The following is a 17,865-nucleotide window of genomic DNA, read 5'->3' on the forward strand; positions in this document are numbered from 1 at the left end:
GGGCGGGTCAGGACCGGGGGGCCGCGATGTCGACGTTCTCCAGGATGCCGACGGCGTCCTGGACGAGGATCGCGACCGAGTAGTAGGCGGTCACCAGGTACTTGATCAGCGCGCTGTCGTCGATGCCCATGAAGCGGACGTTCAGGCTGGGCTCGTACTCGTCCGGGATGCCGGTCTGGTGCAGCCCGATGACGCCCTGGTCCTGCTCGCCGGTGCGCATCGCGAGGATGGACGAGGTGTGCCCGCCGGTGATCGGGATCTTGCCGCAGGGGAAGATCGGCACGCCTCGCCAGGCCGGGACGCGGTGGCCGTTGACGTCGGCGTGGTCGGGGTAGATGCCGCGCTTGGTGCACTCGCGGAAGAACGCCGCGATGGCCTTGGGGTGGGCGAGGAACATGTCCGTGCCCCGGCGCATCGACAGCAGGTCGTCCATGTCGTCCGGGGTGGGCGGCCCGGACCAGGTGTTGATCCGCTGGTCGTAGGCGGCGTTGTGCAGCAGGCCGAACTCGCGGTTGTTCAGCAGCTCCCACTCCTGGCGCTCGCGGATCTCCTCGACCGTCAGCCGGAGCTGCTGCTCCAACTGGTTCATCGGGTCGTTGTACAGATCGGCGACCCGGGAGTGCACCCGCAGAATCGTCTGGGTGAGGGAGAGCTCGTACTCGCGGGGCGCGACCTCGTATTCCACGAACGAGCCGGGAATCTCCGTCTCGCCTTCGTGGCCGGCCGCGACAGCGACCTCGATCTCACCCTTGGAATTGACCTTTCGGGAGACGCCGGAAAGATACGCCTCAATATGCTCGCGCAGGTTTTCCGCGCGATTGAAAAGGCTGAGAAAGGAACCCCACGGCAGCACCAGAACCGTGCCGGCGGTGGCGGCCTTCACAGTGGCGGTCCACAGCGGGTCGCTCTGCAGCAGGGCCTCGTCGCCCAGGTGGTCGCCGTCCGAGAGGACCCCGACGGCCTTCTGGTCGCCGTACTTCCCGGTGGTGATCCGGTCGAGCCGGCCGTGGGCGACGATGAAGACCTCCTGGATGGGCTGGCCCTCCTCGACCAGCACCTCGCCGCTGCGGACCTCGCGCACCGTGAACCGGCCGGCCAGCTCGGCGAGCAGGGCGTCGTCCTCGAAGCCGCGCAGGACCGGGATCTCGCGCAGTGTCTCGGGGATGATCCGCACATCGTCCGCACCGGCCTGGACGAAGCCGACCCGGCCCCGGCCGACGGCCAGCGACAGTCGCCGGTTGACCCGGTAGGTGCCGCCGGAAACCTCCGTCCACGGCAGTCGGCGCAGCAGCCAGCGCGAGCTGATACCGCGCATCTGCGGAACGGACTTGGTGGTGGTGGCCAGGGTCCGCGCGGCGGCGGTGCTCAGGCTGAGTTGTATACGATCCTGCTCGGCATCCTGGCCGGCTGCTGTCGACATGGCGAATCTCCCGGGGTCACGGAAATGCGGGGGCGGCGGGCGCTGAAATCAGGTGAATAATGCAGTCGGGAATAACCGACCGGCGGCAGCAGACGCTATCAAAGCCCCCATGCTATTGAACATCTGTGCGAATTTAATTCGCCAATACCGCCTGCCCACCCCCTTGGCAGCACCGCGGCGCCGGGGCTCGGGCCCCCTCGGTCACGTTCGGGCCGAACACCGGCGACCCGCCGTCGAGTTCACCGACGGCACCCCGAACGGACGGTCGGTCACCGAGCCTCGCGCCCCGACCGCCAAGATCACCGCCACCCGGGCGGGCCCGGGCGGCCGCACGTCGGAGTGTGGCTCAATCCAGCAGCACCCGGGGGACGAAATCACCACCAGGAGAGCGGATCTGTCACACTGACAGATTTTCTTATGATCAATTCGGCTGATGGACCAGGCAGAACGGGTGGCCGGCCGGGTCGGCGTAGACGCGCCAGCTGCCATCGCGATCCAGCGGCGCGGCACCGTGGGCGACGACCTCGCGCTCGGCCGCGTCGAGGTCCGGGACGCCGACGTCGAGGTGGAACTGCTGCGGGTGGCGGGGATCGGGCCACTGCGGCGGGTGGAAGTCCGCCACCCGCTGGAACGCGAGCACCAGGCCGCCCGGGGTGTGCAGAGTGGACCAGCCCTCGTCCAGCGACCAGTGCTGGTCCGGCCGGTCCACCTCGCCGCCGAGCAGCGCGGCGTAGAAGCGGGCCAGCGCGGCCGGGTAGTGGCAGTCCAGGACGACGCACTGCAGGGTGCCGATCATCGCGATCTCCTCCGGGCTCGGGTACCGGAATCATCGCGCAGAAGCCCCCGCGCGGACGGGATTGAACCGTCCGGGCGGGGGCCTCGCAGAGCCGGGTCAGCCGATCCGCAGACCACGCAGGACCAGGTCGAGCAGCGCGAAGACGAAGAGCGAGACGCCGACGAACCCATTGGTGGTGAAGAACGCCCGGTTGAGCCGCGACAGGTCGCCCGGCTTGACGATCGAGTGCTCGTACAGGAACGCGCCGACCACCACGACCAGGCCGACGAAGAAGGCCGGACCCGCGTGCGTGAGCACTCCGTACCAGAGCAGCAGGCCGGTGGTGACCAGGTGGCAGGCCCGCGCGCCGTACAGCGCGGCGGGGACGCCGAACCGGGCGGGGACCGAGCGCACGCCCTCCGCGCGGTCCGCCGCGACGTCCTGGCAGCCGAAGATCAGGTCGAAGCCGCCGATCCAGATGCCGACCGCGAGGCCCAGCACCACGGCTTCCCAGGACCAGCTGCCGGTGACGGCCAGCCAGGCACCGACCGGGCCCATCGCCTGGGCCAGGCCGAGGATCGCGTGCGGGAAGTCGGTGAACCGCTTGCCGTACGGGTAGACCACCATCGGCACCACCGCGACCGGCGCCAGCGCCAGGCAGAGCGGGTTGAGCAGCGCCGCGGCGCCCAGGAAGACCAGCAGCGCGATCCCCGAGCCGGTGTACGCAGTGCGCAGCGAGACCGCGCCGGTGACCAGCTCGCGGCCGGCCGTGCGCGGGTTGCGGGCGTCGATCTCGCGGTCGATGATCCGGTTCGCGGCCATCGCGAAGGTCCGCAGGCTGACCATGGCGACGGTGACGATCAGCAGCTCGCCCCAGTGCACCCGCTTGTCCGCGAGGAACATCGCGGTGAGGGTGGCGATGTAGGCGAAGGGGAGGGCGAAGACCGAGTGCTCGATCAGCACCAGGCGCAGGAAGGCTTTCGCCTTGTTCGGCGGGACCTCGAAGGCGTCGGCAGTGGCGCTCACAGTCCGTACTCCGTCCAGCGCTCGGTCACCAGCGCGGCGGTGGCCGGGTCGGAGGCGACCATCTCGGGCCAGCCGCCGTCGCGGGTGTAGCCCTCCTCGGGCAGTTTGCGAGTGGCGTCGATACCTGCCTTGCCGCCCCAGAACTGCTGGTACGAAGCGTGGTCCAGGTGGTCCACCGGGCCCTCGACCACGCTCAGGTCGCGGCTGTAGTCGGTGTTGCCCAGCGCGCGCCAGGCCACCTCCTGGTAGTCGTGCACGTCGCAGTCGGCGTCCACCACGATGATCAGCTTGGTCAGCGACATCATGTGGGCACCCCAGATCGCGTGCATCACCTTCTGCGCGTGCTTGGGGTACTTCTTGTCGATCGAGACGATCACGCAGTTGTGGAAGCCGCCGGCCTCGGGCAGGTCGTAGTCGACGATGTCCGGGATGATGATCTTCAGCAGCGGCAGGAAGAACCGCTCGGTGAACTTGCCCAGCGGCCCGTCCTCGGTCGGCGGGCGGCCGACCACGATGGACTGCAGGATCGGGCGCCGGCGCATCGTCACGCAGTCGATGGTGAGCGCCGGGAAGGGCTCCTGCGGGGTGTAGAAGCCGGTGTGGTCGCCGAACGGGCCCTCCGGCAGCATCTCCCCCGGCTCCAGCCAGCCCTCCAGGACCACCTCGGCGTCGGCCGGCACCTGGAGCGGGACGGTCTTGCAGTCGACCATCTTCACCCGCTCGCCGGCCACGAAGCCCGCGAACAGGTACTCGTCGATGTCGCCCGGCAGCGGCGCGGTGGCGGCGTACGTCACGACCGGCGGGCAGCCGAAGGCGATCGCGACCGGCAGGCGCTCGCCGCGCTTGGCGGCCACCGCGTAGTGGTTGCGGCTGTCCTTGTGGATCTGCCAGTGCATGCCGATGGTCCGCTTGTCATGCCGCTGGAGGCGGTAGAGGCCTAGGTTGCGGATGCCGGTGTCCGGGTCCTTGGTGTGGGTCAGGCCCAGGTTGAAGAAGGAGCCGCCGTCCAGCGGCCAGGTGAAGAGCGCGGGCAGCGCGTCGAGGTCGACGTCGTCCCCGGTGAGCACCACCTCCTGGACCGCCGCCTCGGTAGGCTTCACCTTGCGCGGCGGCACGTGCGCCATCGAGGCGAGCTTGCCGAAAGCGTCCCGGAAGCCGGTGAAGCCGTGCGGAAGCTCGGGCTTCAGCAGGCCGGCGATCTTCTCGGCGATGTCGTCGGGGGACTTCAGCCCGAGCGACTTGGCGAGCCGGCGCTCGGTGCCGAAGACGTTCATCGCCAGCGGCATCGAGGAGCCCTTGACGTTCTCGAAGAGCAGCGCCGGGCCCTTGGCCTTCTGCACCCGGTCGACGATCTCCCCGATCTCCAAATGGGGGTCGACCTCGACCTTGATGCGCTTGAGGTCGCCATCTCGTTCCAGAGCCCGCAGAAAGGAGCGGAGATCGTCGTATGCCATGCAGCCAAGTATCGGGTACGCGCCCGCCCGGGCCGGTCAACCACGGGTTTTGGTGCATCCCTACGATGACGGCCCGCAAACCCGGCACCCGGCCCGCTCCCCGGCGGCCGCCCCCGCCGGAGCCCCGCGCACCCCGGCAGCCGACCCCCCGCACCGGCCCTGAGCTGCACAGTTGCCGTCGACCCCAGCCCACCGCGACCGGCGCCGCCGCCTCGCCGCAGTGAACTGCGCCACAACCCCTACCCCAGGCCTCGGCTACCCCTGCCCAGAAGCACTTCTGTACGGCTCCGACATGTAATCAGCCTTGACCTTGTACGGAACCAACGCCGAAACGGAGCGGTCTCCCCTCGTACTGTCATAGGTGAAGACGCGAATCGCAGCCGGGAGAGACAAAGCCGACACCGACTGCTCGGACACTCGCCTCACACCTTGGAGTTCGAGATGACGGTGCTGGACGGCGCCCCCGCCGACGCTGACGGGCCGACCGATACGCGCGGCCGGGTGGCCGAGCTGCACGAACTGCGTGAGCAGGTGCGGCGTGGTCCCAGTGACCAGGCGACCGAGGCGCAGCATGCCAAGGGGAAGTTGACGGCGCGTGAGCGGATCGATCTGCTGTTGGATGCGGGGTCGTTCCATGAGGTGGAGCCGTTGCGTCGGCATCGTGCGACGGGGTTCGGTCTTGAGGGGAAGAAGCCGCACACCGATGGTGTGATCGTGGGGTGGGGCACGGTGAACGGCCGGACGGTGTTCACCTACGCGCATGACTTCCGGATCTTCGGTGGGGCGCTGGGTGAGGCGCATGCCCAGAAGATCCACAAGATCATGGATATGGCGATCGCGGCGGGTGCGCCGCTGGTGTCGCTGAACGACGGAGCGGGTGCGCGGATCCAGGAGGGTGTCACGGCGCTGGCCGGGTACGGCGGCATCTTCCAGCGCAACACCAGGGCGTCGGGGGTGATCCCGCAGATCTCGGTGATGCTGGGCCCCTGCGCGGGTGGCGCCGCCTACAGTCCCGCGCTGACCGACTTCGTGTTCATGGTCCGCGAGACGTCGCAGATGTTCATCACCGGTCCCGACGTGGTGCAGGCCGTCACCGGCGAGAAGATCAGCCAGAACGGTCTGGGCGGTGCGGACGTGCACTCCGCCGTCTCGGGTGTCTCGCACTTCGCCTACGACGACGAGCCCTCCTGCATCGAGGAGGTCCGCTTCCTGCTGTCGATGCTGCCGCAGAACAACCGCGAGATGCCGCCGGCGACCCCCGCCGAGGACCCCGTCGAGCGGCGCTGCGAGGCTCTGCTGGACCTGGTGCCCGCCGACGGCAACCGCCCCTACGACATGCGCAAGGTCATCGAGGAGATCGTCGACCACGGCGAGTACCTGGAGATCCACGAGCGCTGGGCCACCAACGTCATCGTCGCCCTGGCCCGCATCGACGGCCACGTCGTCGGTCTGATCGCCAACCAGCCTCAGTCCCTGGCCGGCGTCCTGGACATCAACGCCTCCGAGAAGGCCGCCCGCTTCGTGCAGATGTGCGACGCCTTCAACATCCCGCTGGTCACCCTCCTGGACGTCCCCGGCTTCCTGCCCGGCGTCGACCAGGAGCACGACGGCATCATCCGCCACGGCGCCAAACTCCTCTACGCCTACTGCAACGCCACCGTCCCGCGCATCCAGCTGATCCTGCGCAAGGCCTACGGCGGCGCCTACATCGTCATGGACTCCCGCTCGATCGGCGCCGACCTCTCCTACGCCTGGCCCACCAACGAGATCGCCGTGATGGGCGCCGAGGGTGCCGCCAACGTCATCTTCCGCCGCGACATCAACGCCGCCGAAGACCCCGAGGCGATGCGCACCCAGAAGATCAAGGAGTACAAGAGCGAGCTGATGCACCCGTACTACGCGGCCGAACGCGGCCTCGTCGACGACGTCATCGACCCCGCCGAGACCCGCACCGTCCTCGCCGCCGCCCTCGCCATGCTCCGCACCAAGCACGCCGACCTGCCCTCCCGCAAGCACGGCAACCCGCCCATGTAGGGCGCAGTACTGACGTACCGGCCCGTGCCCTTCATCAGATATCTGCCAGGGGGAGAAAACAGACTATGAGCAGCATCAACGAACCGATGATCCGCGTCACCCGAGGCACGCTCAGCGACGAGGAGCTCGCCGCGCTCACCGCCGTCCTGCTGGCCCGCGCGGCCACTCAGCAGGCCGCCGCCGCGGCGGCCGCCCGGCTGGAGCCGATCGCCCGCTGGCAGCGCCTGGAGCGCCGCCCGGCGTACTACTCCCCCGTCAGCTGGCAGCAGGCCGCGTAGCAAGCTGGTGGGCCTGGTGGGCGCTCAGGCGGCCACCAGGCCCACCGGGCGTCCGGCGTGCATCACGCTCAGGTTCGCCGCCAGGCGCTCCGGCTCCTGCGCGAGCCAGAGCCGCAGCGCCGCCCCGAGCATCGCGCAACCCGAGCCGAGTCGGACGCCGGTGGCCAGCGCCACCTGGGCGGCGGCGGGCACCAGCAGATCGGCCAGCGGGGCCGGCAGCCAGACCGTCAGCGCGCACGGCGCCGGCTCGGCCAGCGCGGCGAGCAGCCCGTACGCCCTGGCGGTGCCCTGCAGCGTCGGCAGCACGTCGATCAGCCCGTCGGCCACCACCTCCGAGACATCACTGCGGTGGCCCTGCGCCAGCTGACGCAGCAGCGTGCGCTCGCGGACGGTGATCCGGACCGTCAGCATGATCTCTTCACTGTCCACGGCGGCCTCCCCGCACCATTGGTACCTATACGTACGACCTAGTCGGAGCTCGGTCCATCCGAAGACATCCCCAGCACCGGCAATCTGACACCTGTTCGACAACGGAAACGGTGCAGGCACCCGCACCGGGGGCCTGCACCGTTTCCGCAGGACTCGGCAGCTGCTATCCGACACCGGCGTACGAGTGCTTGCCGGTGATGAAGATGTTGACGCCGTAGTAGTTGAAGACGAAGCAGGCGAACGCCAGGCAGGCCAGGTAGGCGGCCTTGCGGCCCTTCCACCCCGCGGTGGCGCGGGCGTGCAGGTAGCAGGCGTAGGCGACCCAGGTGATGAAGGACCAGGTCTCCTTCGGGTCCCACTCCCAGTACTTGCCCCAGGCCGACTCGGCCCAGATCGCGCCCGCGATGATGGTGAAGGTCCACAGCGGGAAGACGATCGCGTTGATCCGGTAGGACAGCTTGTCCAGCGTCGAGGCGGCGGGCAGCCGGTCCCAGACGGAGGCCGCGGTGTTGAACGGCCCGGTGGTCTTGCCGGCCGCGATCCGCTTGTCGTAGGTGTCCTTGCCCAGGTAGAGCGCGGTGACCACGAAGCCCGCGTGCAGGGCGCCGCCGGAGATGATCGCGGTGGTCACGTGGATGCCCAGCCAGTACGAGTGCAGGGCGGGCACCAGCTGCTCGGAGTCGGTGTAGAGCACCGTGGTGGCCAGCCCCAGCGTCAGCACCGCGGTCAGCACGACCGGCAGGCCGAGCCAGCGGACCGGCTTCTTCGCCGCCAACAGGACCAGGAACGCTGCCACCGTGGAGACGGCGAAGGCGCAGGAGAACTCGTACATGTTGCCCCACGGCCAGCGCATCACCGAGAGGCCGCGGGCGATCACACCGCTCGCGTTGATCAGGAAGCCGAGGACGGTCAGCGAGACGGCCATCCGGCCGGCCAGGTCACCCTTCTCGCTGGTGCCGGCGGCCCCGGGACCGTCCACCGCCTCGCCGTCGCCGCGACCGCTGGTCACCACGGTGGCGCCCTCGCCGGCCAGCGCCGTCCGGGTCAGCGTGGTGGTCCCGCCGCCGGGCGAGGCGACCGTGACGGTCACCGACTTGGCCGCCTTGGCCGCCTTCGCCTGCTCGGGGAGGGTGGCTGCGGCGGCGGTCTGGGCCAGCGTGGCCTGCTCCGCGGAACGGACCGCCACCGCACCCTTGCTGCCGAAGGTCCACTCGAACATGTAGGCGAACATCGCCAGCAGGTACACGGCCATGGCCGAGTAGATGAACTTGTTGGACAGGTCAGCCAGATGGGGGTTGACCCCGGAGGCGCTGATCACCGTCTACTCCTTGGATTCCGAGTCGGCAGGGACGGGGACGGCGTCTGATGGTTCGTCAGACGGTTCGGCGGAGGGTGCGCCGGAAGGTTCGACTGCGGGTTCGTCCAGGGCCGGGGCGTCGTCCTGCAGGTCGACGGCCAGCTCGGCCAGCTCCTCGGCGATCCGCGCGGACTCGCTGCGGGCCAGGCCCGCCAGCTCCACCAGCGTCCGGCCGTCCGGGCCGGCCACCGCGCGGACCCAGATCCGGCGGCGCTGCACGAAGAGCGAGCCGATCAGGCCGAGCACGGCGAGCACCGCACCCGTCAGGGCGACGGAGTTGCCCGGGCGGTGCGAGACGCTGAAGGTCGCCCACTGCTTGTAGGAGTCGAACGAGATGGTGCCGTAGTTGTCCGGCAGCTGCCAGACCTGGCCCGGCGTCATCTTGGCCTTGGCCGGACCGCCGTCCTGCTGCAGCTGGGTCATGTGGGTCAGGTCCAGCTGGTACACGTTCTGCGGCAGGCCCGAGTCGGTGCCGAGGTCGCCCTCGTAGGCGGTCAGCACCAGCAGCGGGGACGCGTCGCCCGGGAAGAGCGAGATCGGGCCGGTGGTCGGGCCGAAGTTGGCCGGCGCGGTCGGCAGGAAGAAGCCCGAGAAACCGAGTTGGACCTTCTTGCCGTCCTTGTCCCCGTAGTCGCCGACCTTGATCACACCGGTCGAGGTGAGGTTGGGGTCCTGCGGCAGGAAGGGAACGGTGTCGTGGTAGACCACCTTGCCGGTGGCGTCCTTGATGGTGATCACCGGGGCGTAGCCGTGGCCGATCAGGAAGACCTTGCTGCCGCCGATGTCCAGCGGGTGGTTGACCTGGATGTCGCCGGCCTTCAGCTTGCTGCTGTCCTCGCCCTGCCAGTACCGGATGTGCGCGATGAACTCGCGGGCGTTGCCCATCTGGTCGCCGCTGGTCTGGTAGCTGGCGGTGAAGTTGTCGAGCTTGAAGCCGAACGGGTCGAGGTCCTCGGGCCCGTAGAAGGCCGAGCCGGTGAAGTCGTCCAGCTGGGTCATCGTGTTGGCGAAGCCGTCGCCCTCGACCACCAGCTTGCCGCCCGTGCCACTGGCCAGGCTGGCCCAGGCGAACCCGGCCAGCAGGGCGAAGAGCGAGAGGTGGAAGAGCAGGTTGCCGACCTCGCGCAGGTAGCCCTTCTCGGCGGCCACCGCGCCGTTCGTCCCGGTGCTCAGGTGCGAGCGGAACCGGCGCTTGCGCAGCAGCCGGTGGGCGGCGGCGTTGACGGTCTCCGGGTCCGCGTCGGTGTGCCAGGCGGCGTACACCGGCATCCGGGTCAGGTTGCGCGGGGCGCCCGGCGGCATGGCCCGGATCACCCCGACGAACTGCCAGGTCCGCGGGATGATGCAGCCGGCCAGCGAGATGAAGAGCAGGATGTAGATCGCCGAGAACCAGACCGAGCTGTAGACGTCGAACAGCTGGAGCTTCTGGTAGATCGGCGCCACCGTCTTGTGCGCGGCCTGCCAGGTCTGCACCTTGAAGGCGTTCTGGCTGGTCTGCGGGATCAGCGAGCCGGGGATGGCGGCGAGCGACAGCAGGAAGAGCAGGATCAGCGCGACCCGCATCGAGGTCAGCTGGCGCCACATCCAGCGCACCCAGCCGAACACTCCTATGCCGGCGGGGGCCTCCGCCTCGACCGGGGCACTGCTCATCCGCTCGGCGGACTCCTCGTCCGCCGGGGGCCTCAGGTCGGTGTCACTCACGGTCAGATTCCGATCGAATCGGCGGGGAAGAGGTACTGGAGCTGGTTCACCAGCTGGTCCCAGGCGCCGGTCACAAGCAGCAGGCCGACCGCGACCAGCATGCCGCCGCCGATCCGCATCACCCACTGGTAGTGCCGCTTGATCCAGCTGAACGCCCCGAGAGCGCGGCGGAAGGCCAGCGCCGCCACGACGAACGGTACGCCGAGGCCCAGGCAGTAGACGGCCATCAGCAACGCGGCGCGCCCGGCGCTGGCCTGGTGGATGGCCAGCGCGTTGAGCGAGGCCAGGGTCGGGCCGATGCACGGGGTCCAGCCGACCCCGAAGACCACGCCGAGCATCGGCGCGCCGAGCAGCCCGACCACCGGGCGGCGGTGCGAGCGCACCTCGCGCATGGTGAATCCCGGGAGCAGCCCCATGAAGGAGAGCCCCATCAGGATGGTCAGCACGCCGGTCACCAGCGAGATGGTGTGGCGGTAGGTCAGCAGGGTCTGGCCGAAGAAGCCGAACAGCGCGCCGCCGGAGACGAAGACGGCGGTGAAGCCGAGCACGAAGAGCAGCGAGCCCGCCAGCATCCGGCCGCGCCTGGCCCCGCGCGCGTCGGCGAGGTCGGCGGCCGAGAAACCGGTGATGTACGAGAGGTAGCCCGGGACCAGCGGCAGCACGCAGGGCGAGAAGAACGAGACCAGCCCGGCGGCCAGCGCCACCGGCACGGCCAGCAGCAGGGCGCCGTTCAGCACCGTGCCGTTGGTCTCCCCGATGGCGAGCAGGGCCGCACTCACGACTTCGGCTCCGCCAGGATCGGCGTGAGCATCGCGGTCAGGTCGTCGGCGGAGAGCGCCTTCATCGCCCGCGCGGCGAGCCGGCCCTGGCGGTCGATCACGATGGTGGTCGGGATGGACTGCGGATTCAGGCTGCCCTTGGGGAACTTGAGGATCTGGGTGCCGTCCGGGTCGTACAGGCTCGGGTAGGTGATCCCGCTCACGTCCTCGAACTGCTTGGCGTTGGTGATGCTGGTGTCCCGGGTGTTGATGCCGAGGAACTGCACACCCTGGCCCTGGAACTGCTGGTAGACCTGCTCGAGGCCCTTGGCCTCGGCCCGGCAGGGCGAGCACCAGGAGCCCCAGATGTTGAGGACGACGATCTTGCCGCGGTAGTCGGAGAGGGCGGCGTTGGCGCCCTCCAGGGTCTTGCCCGAGATGGCGGGGGCCGGTTGGCGGTCGGCGACGGGCGCGGTGTCGATACCGCCGCTGCCGATCACGAAGCCGGCCTGCGCGTCACCGCCGCCCGAGGAGCCCGACGAGCTGCAGCCGGCGAGCGTGAGGGCGGCGGCGGTGGCGACCAGAGCCGCGGCAAGACGCAGGCGGGTGGGGGTCCGCCCGGCCGAGGGCCGGGGGTGCGACGTACCAGACATGTGAAAAGTTTCGCATGGGACTTTGGGACGCTTTAGGGGGGTCCGCCCTTGCGGTCCGGACCCTCCCTGAGCTGCGGGTGTAAAGACGGGATCAGATCCCGCGGGTGCTGCGGCCGGTCAGGCCCCGAAGCTCTTGGCCACCGGCACGTCGCCCTTGGAACCCTTGCCGGTCAGGTGAGCCGGCAGCAGGTCGCGGGCCGGCTCGCGGTAGCCGACCGACACCAGCTTGTCCCCCTCGTAGGTGAAGCTGGTCAACGAGGCGAGCGAGCACTGCCGGCGGCGCGGGTCGTGCCACAGCCGGCGCTTCTCGGCGAACGAACGGGCCGTCCAGATCGGCAGCTGGTGGCTCACGCAGACCGCCTCGTGCCCGCGCGCGGCGTCCCGGGCGGCGGCCAGCGCGCCCATCATCCGCACCGCCTGCTCGATGTACGGCTCGCCCCAGGACGGACGGAACGGGTTGACCAGGTGCTGCCAGTAGCGCGGGTTGCGCAGCGAGCCGTCGCCGACGCCGAAGGTCTTGCCCTGGAAGATGTTCTCCGCCTCGATCAGCCGGTCGTCACTGGCGACCTCCAGACCGTGCGCGGACCCGATCGGCGCGGCGGTCTCCTGCGCGCGCTCCAGCGGGGAGGCGACCACGTACGTGATGTCGTGGTCGGCCAGGTGCTCGGCGACCCGGTCGGCCATCTGCCGTCCGAGCTCGGACAGGTGGTAGTCCGGCAGCCGGCCGTAGAGCACGCCCTCAGGGTTGTGCACCTCGCCGTGCCGCATGAGGTGCACCACGGTGATCTCTTTGGCGCTCACGTATCTGCTTCTCTCAGTTCTGGGCGGGCTGGGCCGCGGCCGCGGCACGGGCCGCGGCGGGCAGGGCGGCGGCGATCTTCTCGATCGCCCGCTCGTCGTGGGACGCCGAGACGAACCAGGACTCGAAGGCGGACGGCGGCAGGTAGACGCCGTCGGCGAGCAGGCTGTGGAAGAAGTCCGTGAAGCGGTAGGCCTGCTGACGCTTCGCCGAGTCGTAGTCGGTGACCGGCTCGTCGGTGAAGAAGACCGAGAACATGTTGCCCGCCTTCTGCAGCCGGTGCGTCACGCCCTCCTTCGTCAGCGCGTCGGTGACCAGGCCGGAGATGGTGTCGGCGACCCGGTCGACGGTGGCGTACACCTCGTCGGTGCAGCCGCGCAGCTGGGCCAGGCCCGCCGCGGTGGCGATCGGGTTACCGGACAGGGTGCCCGCCTGGTAGACCGGGCCGGCCGGCGCCAGGTAGGCCATCACGTCGGCGCGACCGCCGAAGGCCGCGGCCGGGAATCCGCCGCCCATCACCTTGCCGAAGGTCAGCAGGTCCGGGGCCCAGCCCTCGTGGGCGGCCTCCAGGCCGTACCAGCCGGCCTTGGAGACGCGGAAGCCGGTCATCACCTCGTCGGAGATGAAGAGCGCGCCGTTCTCGCGGCAGAGCCGGGCCAGGCCCGCGTTGAAGCCGGCGGCCGGCGGGACGACGCCCATGTTGCCGGGCGAGGCCTCGGTGATCACGCAGGCGATCTGCCCGGCGTGCGCGGCGAAGGCCTGCTCGACGGCGGCCAGGTCGTTGTACGGCAGCACGATGGTGTCGCCGGCCTGGGCTCCGGTCACCCCGGGCGTGTCGGGCAGCCCGAAGGTGGCCACCCCCGAGCCGGCAGCGGCCAGCAGCGCGTCCACGTGGCCGTGGTAGCAGCCGGCGAACTTGACGATCTTCGCCCGGCCGGTGAAGCCGCGGGCCAGCCGGATCGCCGACATGGTCGCCTCGGTGCCGGAGGAGACCAGCCGGACCTGCTCCACCGGGGCCACCCGGGAGACGATCTCCTCGGCCAGCTCGACCTCGCCCTGCCCGGGCGTGCCGAAGGACGTGCCGCGCGTCACAGCCTGCTGGACGGCCTCGATCACGGCCGGGTTGGCGTGGCCGAGGATCATCGGCCCCCACGAGCAGACCAGGTCGACGTACTCGCGACCGTCGGCGTCGGTCAGGTAGGGCCCGTTGCCGGACACCATGAAGCGCGGCGTGCCGCCCACCGCGCGGAAGGCGCGCACCGGGGAGTTCACCCCGCCGGGGGTCACGATCGAGGCGCGGTCGAAGAGCAGCTGGGACTGAGGTGCTTCATAGGGGTAGCTCACGAGACCACATCCTCTCAAACCGGTCCGGTCTCAAATCGTGTCCTTTACCTCTGCATGTCGGAGCCGATCATCTGGAACGATGATCCGTGTGCGGCCACTGTCCCCTCGTCCCGCACACTGGGGTGAGCACGGTTCGCCGTGCACGAGGCCGCCGGAGGGACACCGGGGGTCCCGGAGGTCTGTCGGTTCCGGCGAATTCCGGTGAGGATGGTCCGAGTGTCCGAGGCGCACGACGGCTTCGAGAAGGCCACGGCGGGAAGGCGGGGTGGAGGACGGGTGGGGGTGACCTACAAGTACTTCGGCGCACCCGACCGCGCCACCGCCGCGAGAGTCCCCACCGCACTCGGCCCCGGCGGCCTGGGTCTGGACGCCGGCGAACTCGGCTCGCTCGGCCGGCTCGGCGATCTGATGGAGACCAGCGGCTCGCCCAACGGGCACCTCTCCACCAAGATCAAGCCGGAGACCATGAGCGCGATGGTCCTCACCGGCATCCAGGGCGTCCCGCTGCACCAGGTCCCGCCGCTGGAACTCGTCGTGCTGCACCCCGACTACGCGGTCGTCCAGCTCCCGCACACCGTGGTGGAGCCCCTGCGCAAGGCCGACGAGACCGAACTCGGCGCCGCCGCCTTCATCTGGTCCACCGTCCCCGACCGCCGCGGCCCGCGCGACGCGTTCGTCATCTACTCGATGCTGCACGAGTGGCAGGACTTCGCCAACCGGCTGCACGACGCGGGGCACCAGCTGTACTGCCTGGTCTGGCCATGAGTCAGGCGCGCACCCCGGTCGGGTGCGCGCCTGGCTGGGCGGTCAGTTGTGGCCGAAGCGCTTCTGCTTGCCCTTGCGGGCGAACTCCGTCGTGCTGCCCTCGGTCATCTTGTCCTCGGCCGGCGGCGCCTCCATCGGCGCGCCCTTGACCTGCGGGCTCTTCTTGGCGTCGTGGCTCTTGGTCTTGTTCTTGGTCTTCGTCATGGTCTCTCTCCTGGGTGAGGGGGCCTCACCAACGACGGTCTCAGGGCTCTGGCCGGGCCGCACGTCGGAGCGTCACCGAGGGTGAATCGACGGTGGGGTGGGAAGTCGGCCGGACCGACCTCCCACCCCACCGGCCGAGCGGGGATCGTCAGCCGTGCAGGTAGACGATGCCGAGCTTGGTGAGCTGCCAGAGCTGGCTCGACGCGCCGGTGTCGGCGGCGAGTTGGACGATCGGGTTGCCCTGGCCGTCGACCGAGGCGCTGACGGTGGCGACCTTCGAGGTGTCCTGCGAGTCGGCGAGCTTGTACTGGCCGTTGCCCGCGGGCTCGATCACCCAGTGCTGGTTGCCGCCGCCGTTGCAGGCCCACTGCTCCAGTACCGTGCCGGGCGCGGTGGAGCCGCCGGTGGCGTCCAGGCACATGTTCCGGTTGCCGCTGAAGTCCATCTCGTAGCTGCCGCCGGTCTTGGCCTCCAGCACGAAGGACTGGTTGAGCCCGCCGGTGGCCGGATAGCTGATCGCGGTCCGCCCATTGGTGCTGTCGCCGTAGGTGCCGCCGCCCGAGAGGTCGAGCACCTTGCCGTTGGAGGCGTTGGTGAGCTGGTACCAGGCGCCGTCCTCGGGCGTGTCGTTGAACGGCTGACCTGGTGTCAGCGGCATCAGCGCGGTGCCGTCGGCCTGGTCGAGGGTGCAGTACGCCTCCTGCTGCGCGGCGCCGTTGTAGAAGGCGCCGAGGCAGGAGCCCTCGCCCTGGTAGCCGGCCACCCGCAGGTGGTAGGACTGCCGGATCTCGTTCTCGCAGAGCGAGAGGATGCCGATCGAGTAGTCGCAGCCGTTGCGGGTGTTCTCGGAGAGGTCGATGACGTCGCCGTTGGTGTACTCGTACGGCGAGCTGGTCCACTCCGCGCAGACCTCGTGGCCGTAGCTGACCCGGCGCTCGTCCAGGAACCGTACGCCGGGCACCTGTTCGGCGGCCTGGCGCAGCGCGTCGTCAAAGGTCGGCACCACCCAGTTGTGGCCCCAGGCCAGGTCCTCGGGGTAGGCCGGGCAGCCCTGGTTGATCTTGGTCGCGTAGTCGTTGCTGCGGATGTCCGGGGTGATCGGGGTGAAGTAGGACTGGTAGACCAGCTGGTAGGAGCCGTCCGGGTAGCCGGCGTTGCGCATGGTCTGGCGGACGTCGGTGATCGCAGCGACCACCTTGGGGATGACGGCCTGCGCGCGCTGGAGGATGGTGGCGCTGCCGATGGTGTCCCGGCAGCCCTGCGACTTGGGGATCGGGAAGTACTGCGCCAGGCAGCTCTCCATGATCCCGCTGAAGTCGAAGTTGTCGTTGGCGCCGATCGTGACGACGACCATCTTGACGTTGTACTTGGCTGCGGTCTGGGCGAGTTGGACGTCCTGCTTGGGCTCGCCGTAGTCACCGCTGCCGCCACCGGTGATCTTCGCCAGGGTCGGGTCGCTGGTCAGGTCGCCGGTCTGCGCGCCGGAGCAGGCGAGGTCCACGGGCGTGACGCCGGTCAGGCCGGTGTCGAAGATCTCGGACTGCGGGTGCCGGTGGCAGTAGTTCGACGGGCCGTCCGTGCCGGGGAAGTAGCCGTCGCTGGTGTCGGTTCCGGCGCCCTCGCCGGAGATCGCGCTGTCTCCCATCGAGACGATGGCGCTGGGCAGATCGGCTCGGGTGGCCGCGTGAGCCGGTGGGGCGCCGGTGGCCAGACCGAGCGCGGCGACCAGAGCGGCTACGGCCAGCAGGGCGGTGGGGGGAGCTGAGTGACGTTTCCTGATCACGTATGACTCCTAGGTGGGGGGCGGAGTTCCACTGTGAGCGGAGTCACATCGTAGGTACTGACAAGTAACACAACAAGACGCGGGACAAGGAAACTTGAGGGATCCTCAGGTTCTCCTCGAATGTGGGTGGACCTGGGTGGACCTGGGTGGACAGCACAGAGCCGCCGTCCGTCGCCTCAGGAGGAGAGGCAACGGACGGCGGCTCGCTGCGGGCGAATCAGCCCTGGTTCACGCAGGTGTTGCCGAACGCCGGGTTCAGCAGGCCGATCACATCGACGCTGTTACCGCAGAGGTTGACCGGAATGTGCACCGGCACCTGGAGCTGGTTGCCGGACAGCACGCCCGGCGAGCCGACAGCGGCGCCCTCGGCACCGGAGCTGGCGAGGGCGGACCCGGCACCCGCGGCAACGATGCCGACCACAGCGGCGCCGACAGCGGCAGCCTTCTTGACGCTCATTTGAGTCTCCTTGTTACTGAGCACGATGCGTGCATGATCGTCAACGATGCGCGCGCTCCGAGGTTGCGCCCTGGCGGCCACCGTCACCCGTTCAGACGTATCCGCAGACAGCGGCCGCCCGCTGCGCCGCCACCCGTTTCCCACCGCGCCGTCGGTCGTTCTTCCTTCCGGAAGCTGATTCATCCCGCACACGCACGCACGCAACACGCCCGCCGGTATCCGGGCCGGGTTCACGAATGCCGGGCTTCGGCATCCGCCGCCGGAGTGACAGCCGGGGGCCACCCGAAACCTTTCGGCTGCCATTCCGGTTTCGCCCGGTGCCCGGGAAATACCGTCCCTGGAAATCAACGGAGGATTAACTCTCATGCGCAAGTTCTCGAAGTCCCTCGTCCTCTCCGTCGCCGCGGCCGGCCTGGTCCTCGGCGGCGCGGGCGCGGCCGCCGCCAGCGCGGGTGCGGAGGGCGTCGCGGCCGGCTCGCCGGGCGTGCTCTCCGGCAACCTGATCCAGGTCCCGGTGCACATTCCGGTCAACCTCTGCGGCAACAGCATCGGCGTCATCAGCGTGCTGAACCCGGCGTTCGGCAACACCTGCGTGAACAACGGCTGACAGCAGCCCGGTTCGTCGCCT

The 17,865-nt window shown here is 69.6% G+C and carries 18 protein-coding genes; 4 read left to right on the forward strand and 14 right to left on the reverse strand.

Going from position 1 to position 17,865, the window contains the following annotated elements; translation table 11 throughout:
* Nucleotides 1-7: 7 nt before the first annotated feature.
* The 4 genes from P3T34_RS16720 to P3T34_RS16735 all read right to left on the reverse strand — a co-directional run bounded on the left by P3T34_RS16720 (nt 8) and on the right by P3T34_RS16735 (nt 4,675).
* A complete protein-coding gene (locus tag P3T34_RS16720) occupies nt 8-1,420 on the reverse strand; it encodes a family 2B encapsulin nanocompartment shell protein (RefSeq protein WP_280666822.1) in 1,413 nt (470 codons plus the stop codon).
* 421 nt (nt 1,421-1,841) lie between these two features.
* Complete coding sequence (locus P3T34_RS16725; protein WP_280666823.1) at nt 1,842-2,216, reverse strand: VOC family protein; 375 nt, start codon at nt 2,214-2,216, stop codon at nt 1,842-1,844.
* 96 nt (nt 2,217-2,312) lie between these two features.
* The gene (mqnP, locus tag P3T34_RS16730) at nt 2,313-3,221 is read right to left on the reverse strand and encodes a menaquinone biosynthesis prenyltransferase MqnP (RefSeq protein WP_280666824.1); all 909 of its coding nucleotides are present in this window, start codon (nt 3,219-3,221) and stop codon (nt 2,313-2,315) included.
* Complete coding sequence (locus P3T34_RS16735) at nt 3,218-4,675, reverse strand: menaquinone biosynthesis decarboxylase (RefSeq protein ID WP_280666825.1); 1,458 nt, start codon at nt 4,673-4,675, stop codon at nt 3,218-3,220. The genes mqnP and P3T34_RS16735 overlap by 4 nt, the downstream gene beginning before the upstream one ends.
* Nucleotides 4,676-5,116: 441 nt before the next feature.
* Here P3T34_RS16735 and P3T34_RS16740 point away from each other — a divergent pair, with 441 nt between their 5' ends.
* Both P3T34_RS16740 and P3T34_RS16745 read left to right on the forward strand, forming a co-directional pair.
* Nucleotides 5,117-6,709 (forward strand): acyl-CoA carboxylase subunit beta, encoded by a 1,593-nt coding sequence (locus P3T34_RS16740; RefSeq protein ID WP_280672160.1) that lies wholly within the window; start codon nt 5,117-5,119, stop codon nt 6,707-6,709.
* Between the two features lie 65 nt (nt 6,710-6,774).
* The gene (locus P3T34_RS16745) at nt 6,775-6,987 is read left to right on the forward strand and encodes an acyl-CoA carboxylase epsilon subunit (protein ID WP_280666826.1); all 213 of its coding nucleotides are present in this window, start codon (nt 6,775-6,777) and stop codon (nt 6,985-6,987) included.
* A 24-nt stretch (nt 6,988-7,011) separates the two neighbouring features.
* Here P3T34_RS16745 and P3T34_RS16750 read toward each other — a convergent pair whose 3' ends face one another.
* From P3T34_RS16750 to hemL, 7 genes are all read right to left on the reverse strand, one after another.
* On the reverse strand, nt 7,012-7,416 hold the full coding sequence (locus P3T34_RS16750) for a hypothetical protein (RefSeq protein ID WP_280666827.1): 405 nt from the start codon (nt 7,414-7,416) through the stop codon (nt 7,012-7,014).
* A 163-nt stretch (nt 7,417-7,579) separates the two neighbouring features.
* Nucleotides 7,580-8,734 (reverse strand): c-type cytochrome biogenesis protein CcsB, encoded by a 1,155-nt coding sequence (ccsB, locus tag P3T34_RS16755; RefSeq protein ID WP_280666828.1) that lies wholly within the window; start codon nt 8,732-8,734, stop codon nt 7,580-7,582.
* 3 nt (nt 8,735-8,737) lie between these two features.
* On the reverse strand, nt 8,738-10,474 hold the full coding sequence (locus P3T34_RS16760) for a cytochrome c biogenesis protein ResB (protein WP_348534666.1): 1,737 nt from the start codon (nt 10,472-10,474) through the stop codon (nt 8,738-8,740).
* 2 nt (nt 10,475-10,476) lie between these two features.
* Nucleotides 10,477-11,253 (reverse strand): cytochrome c biogenesis protein CcdA, encoded by a 777-nt coding sequence (locus tag P3T34_RS16765; protein WP_280666829.1) that lies wholly within the window; start codon nt 11,251-11,253, stop codon nt 10,477-10,479.
* A complete protein-coding gene (locus tag P3T34_RS16770) occupies nt 11,250-11,885 on the reverse strand; it encodes a TlpA disulfide reductase family protein (RefSeq protein WP_280666830.1) in 636 nt (211 codons plus the stop codon). Before P3T34_RS16770 ends, P3T34_RS16765 begins: the two co-directional genes overlap by 4 nt.
* A 117-nt stretch (nt 11,886-12,002) precedes the next feature.
* Nucleotides 12,003-12,653: a histidine phosphatase family protein gene (locus P3T34_RS16775; protein WP_280672164.1), complete on the reverse strand. Its 651-nt coding sequence runs from the start codon at nt 12,651-12,653 to the stop codon at nt 12,003-12,005.
* Nucleotides 12,654-12,699: 46 nt separating this feature from the next.
* A complete protein-coding gene (hemL, locus tag P3T34_RS16780) occupies nt 12,700-14,028 on the reverse strand; it encodes a glutamate-1-semialdehyde 2,1-aminomutase (RefSeq protein WP_280666831.1) in 1,329 nt (442 codons plus the stop codon).
* Nucleotides 14,029-14,244: 216 nt separating this feature from the next.
* Here hemL and P3T34_RS16785 point away from each other — a divergent pair, with 216 nt between their 5' ends.
* Nucleotides 14,245-14,793: a hypothetical protein gene (locus P3T34_RS16785; protein ID WP_280666832.1), complete on the forward strand. Its 549-nt coding sequence runs from the start codon at nt 14,245-14,247 to the stop codon at nt 14,791-14,793.
* Nucleotides 14,794-14,835: 42 nt separating this feature from the next.
* Here P3T34_RS16785 and P3T34_RS16790 read toward each other — a convergent pair whose 3' ends face one another.
* The 3 genes from P3T34_RS16790 to P3T34_RS16800 form a co-directional block, all read right to left on the reverse strand.
* Nucleotides 14,836-14,997, reverse strand: coding sequence for a hypothetical protein (locus P3T34_RS16790; protein ID WP_280666833.1), 162 nt, complete (start codon nt 14,995-14,997; stop codon nt 14,836-14,838).
* A 148-nt stretch (nt 14,998-15,145) separates the two neighbouring features.
* Nucleotides 15,146-16,780, reverse strand: a complete 1,635-nt coding sequence (locus P3T34_RS16795; protein WP_280666834.1) for an RICIN domain-containing protein — start codon at nt 16,778-16,780, stop codon at nt 15,146-15,148.
* Between the two features lie 217 nt (nt 16,781-16,997).
* Entirely contained in the window at nt 16,998-17,237 is a 240-nt protein-coding gene (locus P3T34_RS16800) for a chaplin (protein ID WP_280666835.1), read from the reverse strand.
* A 364-nt stretch (nt 17,238-17,601) separates the two neighbouring features.
* Between P3T34_RS16800 and P3T34_RS16805 the strand changes: the two genes are divergently transcribed.
* A complete protein-coding gene (locus tag P3T34_RS16805) occupies nt 17,602-17,844 on the forward strand; it encodes a chaplin (RefSeq protein ID WP_280666836.1) in 243 nt (80 codons plus the stop codon).
* Nucleotides 17,845-17,865: the final 21 nt, after the last annotated feature.

This window comes from Kitasatospora sp. MAP12-44 (assembly GCF_029892095.1).
GTDB lineage: Bacteria > Actinomycetota > Actinomycetes > Streptomycetales > Streptomycetaceae > Kitasatospora.